Here is a 17,287-nt window from a genome sequence, read left to right on the forward strand (position 1 = left end):
CACAGGATATTGTGACCCCTAAAAAAAACCAGGAACGAGCTTCTGGGGTTTGTCAGGAGGGATCAAATTTGTAGCCGACACCGCGTACTGTGGTAATGGCTTTGCCCGATTCGCCGAGTTTGGAGCGCAGGCGGCGAATGTGGACGTCAACGGTGCGCATGCCGCCGTAATAGTCATAGCCCCAGATGCTGTCGAGCAGGTCCGATCGGGTAAATACGCGGGCTTCGTGTGTGACCAGATGTTTGAGTAGTTCGTATTCTTTGAGTGTGAGTTCGACAACACTGCCCTTGACGCGCACTTCGTAGCGCGCCATATTGATGACGAGGTCGTCTATTTTGAGGGTGTGATCGTCGGGGGGCTGGTCGTCGTTCCAAAGAGCCAGGCGCAGGCGGGCTTCGAACTCGCGCAGGCTATAGGGCTTGATGACAAAATCTGAAATGCCGAGTGAAAAATCGAGGTTGAGTGCGGTCATTTCATCGGTGATGACGAGCAGGGAACCGTCGTTGGCAGAGCGCTGTTGTTGCAGGTGCGCAATGGTCTGTGCGAGGCGATCGAGGGAGGATTCGGGATCAATGATGGTTAAATCAATGCCGTTGGCAGGTATGGGAGGCAAATTGCTCCGTCCCCTCAGGATCACATGTTCGACCTGATGCCCGATGTATTCGAGGTCTGATTTGAGACGCGCGCCGTAGGCTTCGTCTGCGAGAAGAAGAATATTTGCCATTAAAATTAAGAAGAAACAGGATGTTATGCAGTTTAATGCGCCCATTACTTAGAGCCAAAAGATATTGCAAATTAGTGTCCTCAAAGAATTTTGTCAAGGCGTATATAAGAATACGCACGCAGGCGCTTGTAATAGGGAGTAGCAAACACTTTAATTAAAAATCGCCTCAGGAGTACATTATGTCTTCTCCTCATGCAATTGCTCATCCCGCTTTCAGGCCGTCCGTTATGGGTAGGAACGGCGTGGTCACATCGGGACACCATCTCGCTTCTCAAGCAGGTATTCAGGTTATGATGGCGGGGGGCAATGCCATTGATGCCGCCATTGCCACGGCCGCTGCGCTCGGCGTGGTTGAACCGCAATCTTCAGGCGCAGGGGGGGATGGTTTTATTTTAATTTACTCGGCTAAGACGGGGACCGTATCTGCGATCAATGCCACTGGCGCAGCCCCAACGGGTGCGACCCGAGAATTTTATCTCAAACGCGGTGGTATCCCGATGAAAGGTATTTTGAGTGTTTCTATTCCCGGTCTGGTAGATGGCTGGCTCGTTGCTCACGAGCACTTTGGCACGCGCTCGCTCGAAGAGATTTTTGCGCCGGCAATCGCCTTTTGTGAAGACGGTTTTCCGCTCAGTCACAAATTGGCGAATAGCTTGCGGGGGGAGACAAAACGCTTTGCTTCCGATCCATATACACGGGCGGTTTTTACAAATGATGGTCAGCCTCTCAGTGCCGGGGATATTGTCTATCAGAAAGACCTGGGTAAGACCTTGCGAAAAATCGCCGCAGAGGGCCGCGACGCCTATCGCACGGGTGAAATAGCCCGGGCACTTGTTGCATTCAGCCAGTCGCGAGGTGGGTTGTTTACCGAAGCTGATTTGAAAAACCATTGCGCCCGTATTGGGGATCCCATTGCTGTGACTTACAAAGATTATACGGTGTATGAAACGCCTCCCAATTCGAGTGGGCATATTTTACTTCAAGAACTCAATATTGTCGAAAATTTTGACCTTCGAGCACTGGGATGCAATACTGCCGAGAGTATCCACCTTATGGTCGAAGCCAAAAAACTCGCTTTTGCAGACCGCGAAAAATACGTGGCTGATCCAGATTGGATCAATGTGCCGATTGAAGGACTTCTCTCGAAAGATTATGCAAAAGAACGCGCTGCGTGCATCGATCTCGAACGCGCTGCTATCCACGTTCCGCCCGGTATCCCGGAATCGGTCGAGGATACCACCTGTTTTTGCGTAGCTGACGGCGAGGGCAACGCGGTTTGTCAATTGCAGAGTATTCAATCTGGCTGGGGTTCAAGTCTTATTGCAGGAGATACGGGTATTCTTCTCAATAACCGCATGACGTACTGGCATCTGGAAAAAGATCATCCCAATTGTCTGATGCCCGGAAAGAGGGTTCGCCATACTATGAACCCCGTTATTGTCGCGAAAGACGGCAAGCCCGTTTTGATATGCGGTACGCCGGGCGCAGATACACAGGTACAGACGAATTTGCAACTGGTGACACATATTCTGGAATTTGGTATGACGCCTCAAGAGGCTGTTGAAGCCCCCCGCTGGCGTTCTCTGCAAAATCCTATGGAATCCACGGTTCCCCATACCTGCGAAGATGTGCTTCAACTCGAAAGCCGTTTTCCTACAATCGAGTGCGAAGCTCTGGCTCGGAAAGGTCACGACCTTCGCTACCTCTCAAATTGGGGTGGGCCGGGAAATGCTCAGGCTATTCAGTTCAATTCCGAGACCGGCACTCTGATGGGCGGTTCAGATCCCAGGCGAGATGGATATGCCATTGCTTTTTAAGAGGAAGGATTATGAAAATCAAAGATATTCGCGCAGTTGCCGTCGATATTTCTCCCGTTCAAAAAACAGAACCTCGCGTCCCGAAGTTGCCTACAGATGGGTTTATCAGCCCTATGGCGCGATATTCCGAGTTCAAAAGATCGGAGTGGAATACAAGCTGGACGCGCACGGCCTGTGTTGTGACCGCGCAAGACGGCACATGGGGGGTGGGATTTACCAATCACAGTGGTCCGGTGCTCAGTATTATCAACGATCATTTTGCCCCTTTGCTCGAAGGGCAAAATTGCATGGCGACTGAAAAGTTATGGGATATGATGCGTCGGGCTTCTTCGCCTTATCACACGGCGGGTTTGTCCAGCTATGCCATCAGTGCTGTGGATAATGCTCTGTGGGACTTGAAAGGAAAAATTTTGCAGCGTCCTGTTTACGAGCTTTTGGGCGGTCCTCAAAAAGACAAAATTTTCTGTTATGCCAGCAATACAGATATATCTTATGGTACGGAAAATAGTATTGAATGGTTTCTCGAACTGGGGTTCAAGGCGGTCAAGCTCTTTGCGCGATATGGACCGGAGTCCGGTATTGAGGGAATAAATAAGACTGAAGAACTGGTTGCAAAAACGCGCGAGCAGATTGGCGATGATGTCGAACTCATGCTCGATGCGTGGATGTCGCTCAACGTCGAGTACACGGTTCGCCTCGTCGAGGCTCTCAAACCGTATCGTCTCAAGTGGCTTGAAGACTATGTGCTGCCCGAAGATATGGAAAGCTATATGAAAGTGCGCCAACGCGTTCCCGGGCAGATTCTCGCAACGGGTGAGCACTGGTACACCATCCATCCCTTTGCCACAGCCGCGAGCCAGGGGCTTGTCGATATTTTGCAACCCGATATTCAGTGGGCAGGTGGTGTGACGGCCTTGATGCGGATATGCCATATTGCCGAGGCGCATGGACTAACGGTTATCAGCCACGCGGGCATGAATTACCCCTACGGTCAGCACCTTTCTTATGCTATGCCAGCGATACAGTGGGGCGAGCGTTCCGAAGGGGTGTCGCCTCCGGGCGTCCCGCTTGAAGAACGCGTCGCGCTGCCGGGAACCCCCGTGATCAAAGACGGTTATCTCATTCCGAGCAATGCCCCCGGTTTTGGTCTTGAAATCACGAAAGACTGGTTGGAGCAAAAGGTCGTATAATCATTGGAGACGATATGGCGCAAGAGTGGAGACACTTGCTCAAGTTTCGCTGCACTCGCTGTGGAAATTGCTGTCGAGACCCCATTGTTCTGGTTACTGACGAAGATGTGCGCCGCATTATTGAGGGCACAGATCAGGCGGCTTGTGATGTTGTCGATTTTTATAAGCCGAGTGAGATTGAATGGGGCGAAGATCAACCCGGCTGGATACGTTTGAAGTCTGGCCAGCGCATTATGGGATTGCGTAGAACCGAGAGTGGATGCCAATATCTGGGGGAAGACGATTTGTGTACTATCTACGATTATCGCCCGGTGACTTGCCGAAGGTATCCATTTGATCTCGAGTTTGACGAAGAGGGCGATATCGAGTTGCTTAGCATTAGCCAATCTACCGATTGTCCATATGAACTCGACGGGTACACGCCATTGGGTGAGATTAAGGCTATTGCAAAATGGGAGACGTGGGAAGAAGAACCCTATTATGCCAGAGTTGAAGCGTGGAACGCGCGCAAAGAGACGGGTGGAAAAAAGACGTTTCTCAAATTTATTGGGTTGGAGTGAAAGAGAAGATAGTCTATGAATAATATTTTTGATCGCGCTGAAGAGTTTATCTATAACAATGCGCGACTGCTCGAGCGACAGTTGTTTGCCTATCATTTCAAAGGGGGTTCGCGGGAGCAGGTGCTGACAGCGCTTCGCGCCTATCAGAATGAAGATGGCGGATTTGGGCATGCCCTCGAACCGGATATTCGCTGTCCAGAAAGTCAACCCGTGCCGGTGCAACACGCGCTTGAGTTTCTCGATGCCGTGGGTTTTGATGCCGATGTGGTGCAGCGCGCCTGCAATTATTTGATGGCGATTGCGACGCCCGAAGGCGGTGTTCCCTGGTTATTGCCTTCTGCACATCGCTATCCGCGAGCATCCTGGTGGAATACAGTTGAAAATCCACCAGCGTCTCTGAATCCAACGGCTGCAATTGTCGGTTTGTTACACAAGAATTGCGTTCGACATGTATGGGTAGATCGCGCGACCGCGTACTGCTGGTCAAAGATAGCCGATTTGCAACCCGTAGAGATGCACGAAATGGGTGTGGTGTTGACTTTTCTCTATTATGTGCCGGACCGGGCGCGCGCAGAGCGCGAAATTGAGCGTCTGATCGGTGGGATGTTTTCTGCGGGTCTCGTTGCCGATGCAAATGCCACGGGCTATGTCCGCAAACCACTCGATTGGGCGAATACGCCCGATCATTCGCTTCGCAAGTACTTTCGAGAAGAAGATGTTGCGGCAAATCTCGATGCAGTTGTTGCGGGACAACAAGGAGATGGTGGGTGGAATATTACCTGGCAAGCCGTGAGTCCGGGTTGCGAACTCGAATGGCGCGGCTGGGTGACGTTGGGAACATTGCTGACGCTGCGGGCGAATGGGCGGTTGTAATTGTACAGAGAGTTATCATGTTGATTGCTAAGGCTGAAGGACACTACCACTTTCTCAAGGGTATTGACCCTTACTCTTGCGGCGTTATTGCCGATCCCGGCTGGGAGATCGTTCATGTGACACTGGAACAGGCGGTGCCCTGGCGGCAGGGGTTTGATCGGGTCGAGGCGTATTTGCAGGAGGTCGGGCGAGATCGACAGGCATTGTGTGGCATGGAGTTGCGTTCGCCTGCGCCTTTTACTATGGCGGGGTTTATCGCTTTCAATCGGGATTATTGTCAGGTGCTCAAGGCATGGGACCTGTACGTGGGAGAGTTGAATCCAGTAGCTCGCACCAATGTGGCACCGCTGTTCGATCCGCCGGGGGAACCGGTGCTGCACGCATTTTCCTATACGGTGCCGGCAGCGACTGATACACCCCGGACTCTGGTGATCGCCGGGGCAGGGGAATTGCGCGAGGGGATATTATTGGAGCAGGGGATTGTCCGCAGTGGGGATACCAGTGCAGAAGCGATGCGGGAGAAGGTTGGTTATGTGGTGGATGTAATGGTCGAGCGATTGTTTGGTCTGGGTGGGGCATGGGAGATGATCAATGCGGTGGATGTGTACACGGTGCATTCTCTGGACGGCCTGGTAGAGGATATTTTGTTCAATCGCATTGGGCCAGTCCGACGGCACGGTTTCCGCTGGCACTTTACCCGGCCGCCAGTGGTCGATATTGAATTTGAGATGGATATGCGAGGGGTGCGGCGGGACTTTGTGATATAAGATCACGGGTAGGGATGGGGCTGGCTGGCTGCGAAATGATATTTTTTCTTGACATATTCCACTGAGATTGCGTAAGTTGTTTAGTCTAAAATACATTATTACTTCTTTTTCCAAGTCTTCTATTATGCGCTCAATTTCTACATTGGCGATTTCCACAATGCGAGACGGTGTACAACTGCGTATCCGTTCTTTGCGCCTTTCTATTGCAGGGCGAGTTCTGATCGTTCTGCACCTTCTCCTGCTCGTGAGCCTTTTTCTATCTATTATCATTCATTAGTTTCAGGCTCTTTCCCCAACTCTTGCGACAGCACCTATAAAAGGACAGAGCCTGTGATTTACTCATAGGTCGTTGTCACTTCATGTATTCGGGAAATGTTTAATGACTCAAAAACACACGATAAGTGCCCTGGTCGAAAATCATTTTGGCGTTCTGTGTCGCGTTGCGGGCCTTTTTTCCAGTCGCGGATTCAATATCGATAGTCTGTCCGTTGGCGAGACAGAAGACCCGAGTATTTCTCGCATGACTATTGTCGTCGGTGGCGACGATAGCGTGCTCGAGCAAGTGGTCAAGCAATTGGACCGCCTTATTGATGTCATTCGCGTGATCGATATTACGCAGGGCCAATTTGTCGAACGCGAACTCATGTTGGTCAAGGTCAAAGCGGATACAACAACGCGTGCAGAAATTATCCAAATTGCCGAGGTGTTTCGCTCAAATATCGTCGATGTATGTCCCAGATCGATGACCATAGAGGTTACGGGCAAAAATGATAAAATTCAGGCTATTATTGGCATGCTCAGTTCTTTTGGCATCGAAGAAATCGCGCGCACAGGCACGGTTGCCCTGTTGCGAGACTCCGCGACACAATGACGAATCAACGAATCAACGAATCAACGAAAGAGGCTAATGATGACTTTGAGGGGCAGGGTGGTGTTCGTCTATTCGTCTATTCGTCTATTCGCACAAGGAGGTGATGCAGATGGATCCCGATCTCGGTGATCTTACCGAAGAACTCGCTCTCGTTTGGCAGATGGGGATAGACCGCCAGAGCGTTCCATCTGCCCATTTCCACTTCGATTCTGGCATGTTTTAGGGAATAACAATGTCAAATGTGAAAAACAAAGACCGCGTCATTATTTTTGATACTACTTTGAGAGACGCGGAACAGACGCCGGGGGCTTCGCTCGCGTTGCGCGAAAAGGTTGAAATTGCCCATCAACTCGCGCGGCTCAATGTCGATGTTATCGAGGCCGGATTTCCCATATCGTCCGATCAGGACTACAATGCGGTGCGGCGTATTGCACACGAGGTCGAAGGCCCTGTTATTTGTGGCCTGTCTCGTGCAATTTTCAAAGATATTGACCGCGCAGGTGAAGCCTTGAAAGGTGCGCCAAATCCACGCATACACACGTTTATTGGGACCTCTCCGCTTCATATTTCCATGGTGGGCAAAACGCCCGATCAAGTTCTGCAAATGGCTGTTGATGCAGTTGCGCGAGCCAGGTCGCATTGCGACGATGTGGAGTTTTCGCCGATGGATGCTGCGCGTACAGATCCGCAATATCTCCTCGACGTGATTGAGGCTACTATTGAAGCGGGTGCGACAACCATCAATATTCCCGATACCGTGGGCTACGCAGTTCCCGACCAGTTTGGTCGTATTATCCGCAATATTTGCGAGAAAGTGCCCAATGTCGATCGCGCCATTATCAGTGTCCACTGCCACGACGATTTGGGCATGGCGACTATCAATGCTCTCGAAGCACTCAGAAATGGTGCGCGTCAGGTCGAATGCACGGTGAATGGGTTGGGTGAACGGGCGGGCAATACCTCGCTTGAAGAAGTGGTTATGGCCGTCAAGACGCGCGGGGATTATTTTGATCTCTATACGGATATCAAGGCGCGCGAGATCGTAAATACGAGCCGTCTGGTCAGCCGCCTCATGGGTATTGTCGTTCCGCCCAACAAGCCCATTGTGGGAGCCAACGCCTTTGCACATAGTTCGGGTATTCATCAGGATGGGGTGCTCAAAGACCGCGAAAATTTCGAAATTATCGATCCCAAATCTGTGGGGTGGGAAGAGTCGAGTATTGTGCTCACGGCGCGTTCTGGTCGCCACGCATTGCGCCATCGCCTGGAAGAGCTCGGCTATCATCTCAATCTGGATGAATTAAATATCGCTTATGAGCGTTTTGTTAAGGTTGCCGATAAGAAGAAGGAAGTTTATGACGAAGATCTCATGGCTATTGTGGAAGATGAAATTCGAGACTTTCCCATGCGGTTCGTGCTGGACTATTTGCATACTGTAAGTGGTACTGGTACGGTTCCCTCTGCGACGGTTCGCATTGGTATTGACGGTAAAAACCACGTTCAGGAATCTGCCTGGGGCGATGGGCCGGTAGATGCAACGTATCGGGCGATCAAGAAAGCCACAGATAATACAAATACAAAAGTGGAAGATTATACTATCCGCGGCGTTACCGGGGGTGCCGAAGCGATGGGAGAAGTCACGGTCAATGTGTCGTGCAATGGTCGAATAATCAGGGGACGTGGCGTTTCAACCGATATTATCGAAGCCAGTGCCAAAGCTTTTCTCGATGCGCTCAATCGCCTGGTCATTCAGCAAGATAATCACAAGGAGAGAGAACCAACCGTTTGAAAAGCAACCACCGATGAACACGGATGGACACAGATGGGCCGCAATTGGGGATCGGAGCGATAAGATTTGAGAAAAGGGCTGCGAATGCCATTCCGGCGAAAGCCGGAATCCAGTGCTTTTGTTTTTTTATCCCTGTTCATCTGTGTTTATCTGTGGTTCCAAAGGGTTTTAAGAATAGAGGTTATAGATGGGTCAAAGTTTATTTCACAAAGTTTGGGATGCGCATGCGGTGCGAACGCTGCCTTCGGGGCAGACGCAGTTGTTTATCGGCCTGCATCTCGTTCACGAGGTTACCAGTCCGCAGGCTTTTGATATGCTCAGAGAACGCGGTCTCACCATTGCGTATCCAGAACGCACATTTGCCACGGTTGATCACATTGTGCCCACAAGCGATGTTGCCCGTCCATTTGCCGATGAGATGGCGGAGGACATGATGATCGCCATCGAAGAAAATGCCCAACAGTTCGGCCTTTCTTTTTTTGGTCTCGACGACGATCGTCAGGGTATTGTCCACGTTATTGGTCCCGAATTGGGTCTGACACAGCCGGGGATGACCATTGCTTGCGGCGATAGTCACACTTCAACGCACGGTGCTTATGGTGCTATTGCATTTGGTATTGGCACCTCGCAGGTGCGCGATGTGCTCGCCACACAATGTTTGGCGATGGATCCCCTTAAAGTGCGTCGTATTGAAGTCTCCGGTACGCTGGCCAATGGGGTTTACGCCAAAGATGTTATTCTCAATATTATTCGCAATCTCGGCGTAAAAGGCGGTACGGGCTATGCTTACGAATATGCCGGATCCGCTATTGAAGCTATGGACATGGAAGCGCGTATGTCGGTATGCAATATGTCCATTGAAGGCGGTGCCCGCGCAGGGTATGTGAATCCCGATCAGACGACGTTTGACTATTTGCGGGGGCGCACGTATGCGCCTTCGGGAGAAGCCTTTGATCGCGCGGTTTCCTGGTGGCGCTCTATGGCTTCGGATGCCGATGCCGATTACGACGATGTTTATCATCTCGATGGCTCTGCCCTTGAGCCTACTGTGACATGGGGCATCACGCCGGGGCAGGTGCTCTTTGTAACAGAAAAGGTACCGGCTCTGACAGATTTGCCCGATGATGAGCGCGATGTTGCAGCCGAAGCGTATGATTATATGGACTTAAAGCCGGGTACGGCCATATCTGGTATGCCCATTGATGTGGCTTTTGTGGGATCGTGTACCAACAGCCGTATCTCTGACCTCAGAGAAGCTGCCAGAGTTGTCGAGGGTCACAAGGTGGCCGATGGCGTCAAAGCGCTGGTCGTGCCGGGGTCTAAGTCCGTTCTCAAGACAGCCGAAGCGGAAGGTTTGCACCACATTTTTGAAGATGCGGGCTTTGAATGGCGCGGTGCGGGGTGTTCGATGTGTTTGGCTATGAATCCCGATAAATTGCAGGGACGCGAAGTGTGCGCATCGTCGAGTAATCGCAATTTCAAAGGGCGTCAGGGCAGCCCCACGGGACGCACACTTTTGATGAGTCCCGCAATGGTCGCAGCCGCGGCTATCGCGGGTGAGGTTATTGACGTTCGCGTGATGTAAAGGAAGGACTTATTTATGAATTCATCTGTGATCCAGCAGGTAGAAGGGCGCGCGATTCCCGTTCGGGGAAATGATATCGATACTGATCGCATTATTCCCGCGCGATATCTTCGCGCTATCACGTTTGACGGCCTGGGTGAGCACGCATTTGAAGACGACCGCAAATCAAATCCCGATCACCCATTTGATGATCCGCGCTATCAGGGTGCATCCGTACTCATCGCCAATGGCAATTTTGGGTGTGGATCTTCGAGGGAACACGCGCCTCAAGCCCTGATGCGCTGGGGAATTTGTGCCATTGTGGGCGAATCTTTTGCAGAAATTTTTCTGGGCAATTGCACGGCTATGGGCATGCCTTGTCTGACGGCTTTGACCGGGGATATTGTCAAAATACAGGATGCGGCCGAAGCAGATCCGCAACGGGAAATGACTGTTGATTTAAAAGAAAAAAAATTAACATTTGGCGATATAGAAGTCGATCTGCAGATTGCAGAAGGCAATCGGCTCCAACTCATTGAGGGTGCGTGGGATGCAACGGGCATGCTCCTCGAAGGCCGCGGTGCGGTGCGGGAGGTTGCTGATAAACTTCCCTATGTTACGGGCTTTTAATCTTTTCTACGCCCGCATCTCGCGGGCGTTTTTGCGAGTCATTATGTATTCTCACATGCGAACAGGCAGGAGATATTATCCGGGCACTCGTTGCCCGGAGGCCATTGGTTTGGGTATTGGATCGTTTTGCATGATCGCTCTTTTTTAATTCCAAACCAGAGGAAGTCACATGTCTGAACTTGTACAAATCTACGATTCGACCCTTCGAGACGGTGCGCAGGCAGAGGGTATTTCGTTTTCCGCTGAAGACAAAACCGTGATTGCACAGCATCTCGATGTGATGGGCATTCACTATGTCGAAGGCGGTTGGCCCAATCCGACGAATCCCAAGGATCTCGAATTTTTTGACCGCGTGCGCGATCTCGATTTTCACAATACCAAAATTGTCGCTTTTGGCAGTACATGCAGAGTTGACAATCCGCCCGAAGACGATCCCACTCTTACTACTTTGCTCAAGGCAGGAACAGAGGTCATCACGCTTTTTGGGAAAAGCTGGACGCTTCACGTGACCGATGTATTGCGGGCAACATTGGACGAAAATCTGCAAATTATCAGGGATTCCTGCGCCTGGCTCAAGGAAAATGGTCGTGAAGTTATTTACGATGCCGAACACTTTTTTGACGGTTACAAAGCCGATCCCGAATACGCGCTGGAAACTTTGTTGGCCGCACAAGCAGGCGGGGCAGAGGTGCTCGTTTTGTGCGATACCAATGGCGGTACGATGCCATATCAGATACAGGAGATTATCGGCGATATTCAACCCAGGCTCGATGTGCCTCTGGGTATTCACACGCACAATGACGCGGGAATGGCTGTGGCCAATAGTATTGTCGCACTCGAAATGGGCGCCACGCATGTGCAGGGTACTATCAATGGTTATGGAGAGCGCTGTGGCAATGCCAATCTGTGTTCGGTGATTCCAAATATTGAATTTAAGCTGGGGAAGACAGCGATTGGCGCGACAAATCTCACAAAGCTCATGGAATTATCGCGCTTTGTGAGCGAAATCGCCAATGTCTATCACGATCACCGCCAACCTTATGTGGGCGAGAGTGCTTTTGCTCACAAAGCGGGAGTTCACGTCGATGCGATGCTCAAACAACCCGTCGCGTATGAACACTGCGATGCGGAATCTGTGGGCAATCAGCGCCGTTTTCTGCTTTCAGAACAATCGGGTGGCGGGGCTGTTGCTGCAAAATTGCACCATCTGATTCCGGGGTTGGACAAGCGCCATCCAACTGTCCAGAAATTGCTGCAAAAAATTAAGCAACTCGAATACGAGGGCTATGTTTTTGAAGCCGCCGAAGCGTCGTTTGAAATTATTGCCCGTCAGATATTGGGCAGTATTCGCAAACCGTTCAAGCTCATCAATTACAGGACGATCAATCGCAAAAGTGCTGCAGGATCTGAAGTAGAAGCCATTGTGAAAATAGAAATTGAAGGACAGACCTACCACACGGTTGGTGAAGGCGATGGTCCTGTCAATGCCCTCGACACGGCATTGCGCCGGGCGCTTGAAAGCGTGTATCCCATGCTGAAAGATGTGCGCCTGGAAGACTACAAAGTGCGCGTGTTATCCAGTGCCGATGGTACTGCGGCAAAAGTGCGGGTGCTGATCGAGTCTTCTGACCGGCGGCGCGTGTGGAGTACTGTGGGTGTATCTGAAAATGTCATCGAAGCCAGTTGGACAGCACTGGTCGATAGTTTGACTTATAAATTGCTACTCGATGGCATCATTGTCGTTGACTGACCCTTTTCAAAGAGTATCGTATGCAAATCAATTCTCGTCGCATTGAACGGTTGCCGCCCTATGTTTTTCACGAGGTCAATGCCCGTAAGATGTACCTGCGGCGCAAGGGCGTTGATATTATTGATCTGGGCATGGGCAATCCCGACCAGCCGACACCGCCACATATTATTGACAAGCTCACCGAGGTTGTCCACGACCCCAAGACGCATGGATATTCGCCATCGGCGGGTCTTCCGGCTTTGAGGCGGGCGATTTGTCGCCATTACAAACGCCGTTTTGGCGTTGATCTCGATCCGGAAACAGAAGCTATTGTCACGATTGGTTCAAAAGAGGGGCTGGCGCATATTTGTCTCGCGCTTCTCGATCCAGGCGATCTCGCCATTGTGCCCAATCCGGCGTATCCCCTGCATCTTTATGGTGTCGCGATTGCCAATGGCAATGTTTTCAGCTTGCCATTGCGTCCGGAAAAGGAATTTGTGCCCGATCTGCAAATGATTTCGCGGGAGTTGTGGCCCAAACCCAAAGTGATGATTTTTAATTTTCCTCACAATCCCACCACAGCTACTGTTGATATTTCTTTTTTTGAGGAGATTGTGGATTTTGCCCGCCGTCAAAATATCATTGTTATTCACGATATGGCCTATTCGGATATTGCGTTTGACGATACTGTGGTGCCGAGTCTTTTACAGGTTAAGGGTGCGAAAGATGTGGGGGTTGAATTTTACACGATGTCCAAGTCCTATAATATGGCTGGTTGGCGCGTGGGGTTTTGTCTTGGAAATCCGGAGGTGATTAAAGCGCTTTCCGTGATCAAAAATTACTACGATTACGGCGTTTTTACTCCCATACAGGTCGCTGCAATTTCCGCGCTTGATGGTCCGCAGGACTGCGTGCAGCAATCAGCCGCCAGGTACCAGAGTCGCAGGGATACGCTGGTAGAAGGTCTCAATCGCATCGGTTGGCCCGTCAACAAGCCCAAAGCGTCGATGTTTGTTTGGGCGCCTATTCCAGAAAAGTATCGGTATCTCGGTTCTATGAATTTTTCCCTCAAGCTCATGGAAGAGGCCGAACTCGCGGTTTCTCCCGGTATTGGTTTTGGCGATATGGGCGAGGGCTATGTACGCATTTCTCTGGTCGAAAATGAACACCGAATCCGCCAGGCTGTTCGCAATGTCAAACGCGCGCTTTTTTAATAAAAAAGCAAATACAGGCTTGTCCCGGTGAAAACAGGGTAATAGATCATGATTACACAAATCGAGATCGGGGGGTACCGGCTTCTCGACGAGTTTGAGGCCGACCTCAACCCGCTGACAGTGGTCATTGGCGCGAATGCCGTTGGCAAGAGTACGCTGATCGATTGTTTGCAACTGATTGCCGATTGTAGCGCGGTTCCGGTAAATACCGCAATGGGTTGGCATGGGAGGGCAGCATCTCTTCTTACAGTAGGAAACAAAAATCGACGGTTGACATGGAAGATCACTTTTCATAAGTCCGCGGCGACTCCGTGGAATACTGTTCCATTGGCAAAGGGACAGTCCCTGGTGTACGAGGTCGTTCTCCAGGCCGATGCACAGAGCCAGATGTACCCGCAATACGAGGTTCTCAGGTATCGAGAACCAATGAAGAGATATGGCGATTCCTCCACATTGCTGGAAGCAACTCCGGATCAACGACGCATATTTGACAGAAAACAACGCCAATTGGTACCGTTTGATGAAGCACAACCTCCGCCTGATGGCGTCCGCGAGTCCGATTCGGCGGAAGCTATCTCGAAAAGTGGTCTCCACCAACCTGCACAACAGGAGCCAGCGTTGTTGCTTTCACAAATTCGCTTCTTCAACGAGTTTCCCATTCCCTCCTTGGTACGCGTTCTATTGGCAAACATGGCGTTCTATCCGGGTTTCGATGTAACACGGTCTTCCGCGCTTCGTACCAGGGCCGCCGATATCAAGCCGGTTACGACATTATCGGCTAACGGCGATAACTTGGGTACTGTGCTGCACGAAATCCTGACCCGCTATGATTACCGTTCTGCAGCAGAGGAGTTGCGCGATTTTCTGCGCGTAGCCTATCCTGCATTTGAGGAAATTCATTGCGATACCACGTATGGAACGCCGCCACAAGTGATCGTGGGGGTGCGCGAGAAGGGCATGTCCCGCTCTATGGAGTTGGGAGAATTATCCGACGGCTTGGTACGTTTTCTTTGCCTGGCGACAGCTCTGTTAAATCCTCGACCTTCGCCGTTAGTAGCGATTGATGAACCGGAATTGGGTCTGCATCCCGGTCTGTTGCCGATTGTGGCAGGAATGATCAAGGTAGCTGCGGAGCGCACACAGGTGCTCGTGACGACGCATAGCCCAGATCTGCTCAACTGCTTCGACATAGCTGATGTTGCCGTTATGGCGCGGAATGCAGATGATGCAAAGGTCGTGTGGCATCGTCCCGCGAATCGCAAGACACTTGTGCAAATGCTTAAAGATGTTTCAAGCGAAACTCTGGGTGATCTTCATCGCTCCGGCGAACTGGAGGCTGGCGCATGAAGGTGTGGGTTTATGTGGAAGGGAAATCGGATGTTGGTGCATTGTCGGCATTGTGGAGCGGCTGGAAGGAGAAACTCAGGAATGAAGGCTGGGGCATTCAGCTAATACATCTTGAAAACAAGTCCAACTATTTCATAAAAATTGGACATCGAGTGACCGAGAAATTGTTAAATGATCCAGGCGATCTGGTTGTGGGCTTACCCGATCTCTATCCAAATCAAAACTATGCGAATACGGAGTATAGGCACAACAATCTGAAAGAGCTTCAAGGCGTTCAAACGCGCCTGGTGAAACAACACTTGCAACAAAAGGTTAGAGGGGCGGATGTGGACAGCCACATGGCCCGTTTTTATGCCAGTGCGTTGAAACACGATTTGGAAGTGCTGCTCCTTGCCGCGACGAGTCAACTTCAATCTCGACTCAAGACGCAGGACAAACTTAGCGTTTGGCGGTTACCTCCAGAAGATCAGAACCAAAGCAAGCCTCCCAAACGAATCGTTGAGGAACTTTTTTCCAAATATCGCAAGGGGAAGTCCTACAACGATGTAGAGGATGGTCCTGCCATTCTCAGAAATGCAGACTTGCGAGAGGTGGCGGAACAGTGCCCGGCATTCCGTAACATGATTGATTGGATTGGCGAAAAGACCAAGGTACCTGGATACTGAGACAGAGAGATATTTCGAAATTACTACAATTGAGGTGTTTTGTGAACATTACAGAAAATACCATCTATCCCCCAAAAGGTTATACGGCCGCCGGACTTCATTGTGGTCTCAAAGATGGGGATGAGAAAGATCTCGCGCTTATTGTCTCTGATCGAGCGGCTTCGGCAGCGGGGATGTTTACGACCAATCGCGTGTGTGCAGCACCCGTGCATCTCAATAGGGAGCATTTGCAAAATGGACGGGCGCAGGTCGTTGTGGTTAATAGCAAAAATGCCAATGCGTGTACTGGAGACCAGGGCATGGCCGATGCGCGGCAGATGGCGCAATGGGTGGGCAGTGGATTGGATATTGCACCAGAAGACGCGCTGGTCAATTCGACGGGGGTTATTGGTGTGCCTTTGCCGATGGGATGCCTTGAAACGGGTATCCGAAATATCATTCCGCAACTCGATGTTGGGGGATGGGACGATGCTTCAGAGGCGATTATGACGACTGATACCGTGCCGAAGAAAGCATCTGTGCGATGTGAAATAGATGGCTGTGAAATTACCATTGCCGGGATCGCCAAGGGCGCGGGTATGATTGCGCCCAATATGGCGACTATGCTCGCTTTTGTGCTCACGGATGCAGCGCTTTCCCCAGGGGTACTCCGGGACGCGCTTTGTGAAGCTGTTACACAATCTTTTAATTGCATTACTGTTGATGGCGATATGAGTACCAATGATACAGTTCTGGCTCTGGCAAATGGCGCGGCGAGGAAGAGCGAACTCGCAGGCGAAGACCTCTGTACCTTCCAGGACGCGCTCAATGCAGTCTGTATTAGTCTGGCCAAACAAATTGCTCGCGATGGCGAGGGGGCGACCAAACTTATCACTGTGCGCGTTGATGGTGCAGGTACCGAGGCCGATGCACGCACTGTGGGGCTGTCTGTCGCCAATTCAAATCTCGTCAAGACCGCTGTTTTTGGACGCGATCCCAATTGGGGGCGAATTTTGTGTGCAGCGGGTTATGCTGGCGTTGACATTGATCCCGACCGCACAGCCGTTTCAATGGCTGGCATCCCCATTTATGATAATGGTAGTGGTCTTCCTTTTGACCAGGGCCACGCTATCGAAGCTCTGGGTGCTTCCGATATCGATATTGATATCAATCTGAATATCGGCGAGGCATCGGCTACCATTTATACCTGTGATCTGACTTATGATTATGTCCGTATAAATGCCGAATACACGACATGAAATTTTTTGTTTTAAAGGGGCAAACGTATGGACTTCAAACAAGCTGCAGAGCAACTGAGTTATATGTACAACAATGCACCGAAAGGTGAGGCCGTAACATTCATTCATTTGTTTGGAATTAAATACGCCGAAGAAATTAACGCATTAAAGGAACGCGGCGTTTCGGTTCAAGAACTGGTCAAAAAATCCGGACTTTCAGATTCATATAAGACTGAAGTCTCTAAGGGCATTAAGCTGGCAAATTATGTGAATCTAAAGACGAATCTCTAAAAATTGGCCGCTTTGATTGTGTCATCTGTGTCCATCCGT

16 protein-coding genes are annotated in these 17,287 nt (G+C 50.7%); 15 read left to right on the forward strand and 1 reads right to left on the reverse strand.

The annotated features are described in order from the left end of the window. Positions 1 to 52 precede the first annotated feature (52 nt). Entirely contained in the window at positions 53 to 724 is a 672-nt protein-coding gene (locus OXH16_06795; GenBank protein MCY3681085.1) for a response regulator transcription factor, read from the reverse strand. A 179-nt stretch (positions 725 to 903) separates the two neighbouring features. Here OXH16_06795 and ggt point away from each other — a divergent pair, with 179 nt between their 5' ends. The 15 genes from ggt (at position 904) to OXH16_06870 (ending at position 17,248) form a co-directional block, all read left to right on the forward strand. Next, positions 904 to 2,541 (forward strand): gamma-glutamyltransferase, encoded by a 1,638-nt coding sequence (gene ggt, locus OXH16_06800; GenBank protein MCY3681086.1) that lies wholly within the window; start codon positions 904 to 906, stop codon positions 2,539 to 2,541. Positions 2,542 to 2,552: 11 nt separating this feature from the next. Continuing rightward, a complete protein-coding gene (locus OXH16_06805; GenBank protein ID MCY3681087.1) occupies positions 2,553 to 3,731 on the forward strand; it encodes a mandelate racemase/muconate lactonizing enzyme family protein in 1,179 nt (392 codons plus the stop codon). A 14-nt stretch (positions 3,732 to 3,745) separates the two neighbouring features. Beyond that, entirely contained in the window at positions 3,746 to 4,291 is a 546-nt protein-coding gene (locus OXH16_06810) for a YkgJ family cysteine cluster protein (GenBank protein MCY3681088.1), read from the forward strand. 15 nt (positions 4,292 to 4,306) lie between these two features. Then, the gene (locus OXH16_06815; protein MCY3681089.1) at positions 4,307 to 5,164 is read left to right on the forward strand and encodes a hypothetical protein; all 858 of its coding nucleotides are present in this window, start codon (positions 4,307 to 4,309) and stop codon (positions 5,162 to 5,164) included. A gap of 17 nt (positions 5,165 to 5,181) precedes the next feature. Further along, positions 5,182 to 5,931, forward strand: coding sequence for a RidA family protein (locus tag OXH16_06820; GenBank protein MCY3681090.1), 750 nt, complete (start codon positions 5,182 to 5,184; stop codon positions 5,929 to 5,931). Positions 5,932 to 6,310: 379 nt separating this feature from the next. Beyond that, a complete protein-coding gene (gene ilvN, locus OXH16_06825) occupies positions 6,311 to 6,802 on the forward strand; it encodes an acetolactate synthase small subunit (GenBank protein ID MCY3681091.1) in 492 nt (163 codons plus the stop codon). 232 nt (positions 6,803 to 7,034) lie between these two features. Next, the gene (locus tag OXH16_06830; GenBank protein ID MCY3681092.1) at positions 7,035 to 8,591 is read left to right on the forward strand and encodes a 2-isopropylmalate synthase; all 1,557 of its coding nucleotides are present in this window, start codon (positions 7,035 to 7,037) and stop codon (positions 8,589 to 8,591) included. Positions 8,592 to 8,778: 187 nt separating this feature from the next. Continuing rightward, a complete protein-coding gene (gene leuC / locus OXH16_06835) occupies positions 8,779 to 10,176 on the forward strand; it encodes a 3-isopropylmalate dehydratase large subunit (protein ID MCY3681093.1) in 1,398 nt (465 codons plus the stop codon). A gap of 15 nt (positions 10,177 to 10,191) precedes the next feature. Next, positions 10,192 to 10,785, forward strand: a complete 594-nt coding sequence (locus OXH16_06840; protein ID MCY3681094.1) for a 3-isopropylmalate dehydratase small subunit — start codon at positions 10,192 to 10,194, stop codon at positions 10,783 to 10,785. Between the two features lie 169 nt (positions 10,786 to 10,954). After that, a complete protein-coding gene (cimA, locus tag OXH16_06845) occupies positions 10,955 to 12,535 on the forward strand; it encodes a citramalate synthase (GenBank protein ID MCY3681095.1) in 1,581 nt (526 codons plus the stop codon). Between the two features lie 20 nt (positions 12,536 to 12,555). Beyond that, positions 12,556 to 13,728 (forward strand): aminotransferase class I/II-fold pyridoxal phosphate-dependent enzyme, encoded by a 1,173-nt coding sequence (locus OXH16_06850; GenBank protein MCY3681096.1) that lies wholly within the window; start codon positions 12,556 to 12,558, stop codon positions 13,726 to 13,728. A gap of 48 nt (positions 13,729 to 13,776) precedes the next feature. Further along, on the forward strand, positions 13,777 to 15,075 hold the full coding sequence (locus OXH16_06855; protein ID MCY3681097.1) for an AAA family ATPase: 1,299 nt from the start codon (positions 13,777 to 13,779) through the stop codon (positions 15,073 to 15,075). Beyond that, positions 15,072 to 15,740 carry a DUF4276 family protein gene (locus OXH16_06860; protein MCY3681098.1) on the forward strand — a complete coding sequence of 223 codons (669 nt, stop codon included), beginning with the start codon at positions 15,072 to 15,074 and terminating at the stop codon, positions 15,738 to 15,740. The genes OXH16_06855 and OXH16_06860 overlap by 4 nt, the downstream gene beginning before the upstream one ends. 41 nt (positions 15,741 to 15,781) lie before the next feature. Next, the gene (gene argJ / locus OXH16_06865; GenBank protein MCY3681099.1) at positions 15,782 to 16,978 is read left to right on the forward strand and encodes a bifunctional glutamate N-acetyltransferase/amino-acid acetyltransferase ArgJ; all 1,197 of its coding nucleotides are present in this window, start codon (positions 15,782 to 15,784) and stop codon (positions 16,976 to 16,978) included. 27 nt (positions 16,979 to 17,005) lie between these two features. Then, entirely contained in the window at positions 17,006 to 17,248 is a 243-nt protein-coding gene (locus OXH16_06870; GenBank protein MCY3681100.1) for a hypothetical protein, read from the forward strand. The last annotated feature ends 39 nt before the right edge of the window (positions 17,249 to 17,287 follow it).

Source organism: Gemmatimonadota bacterium (genome assembly GCA_026705765.1).
In the GTDB taxonomy this organism is placed as follows: Bacteria; Latescibacterota; UBA2968; order UBA2968; family UBA2968; genus VXRD01.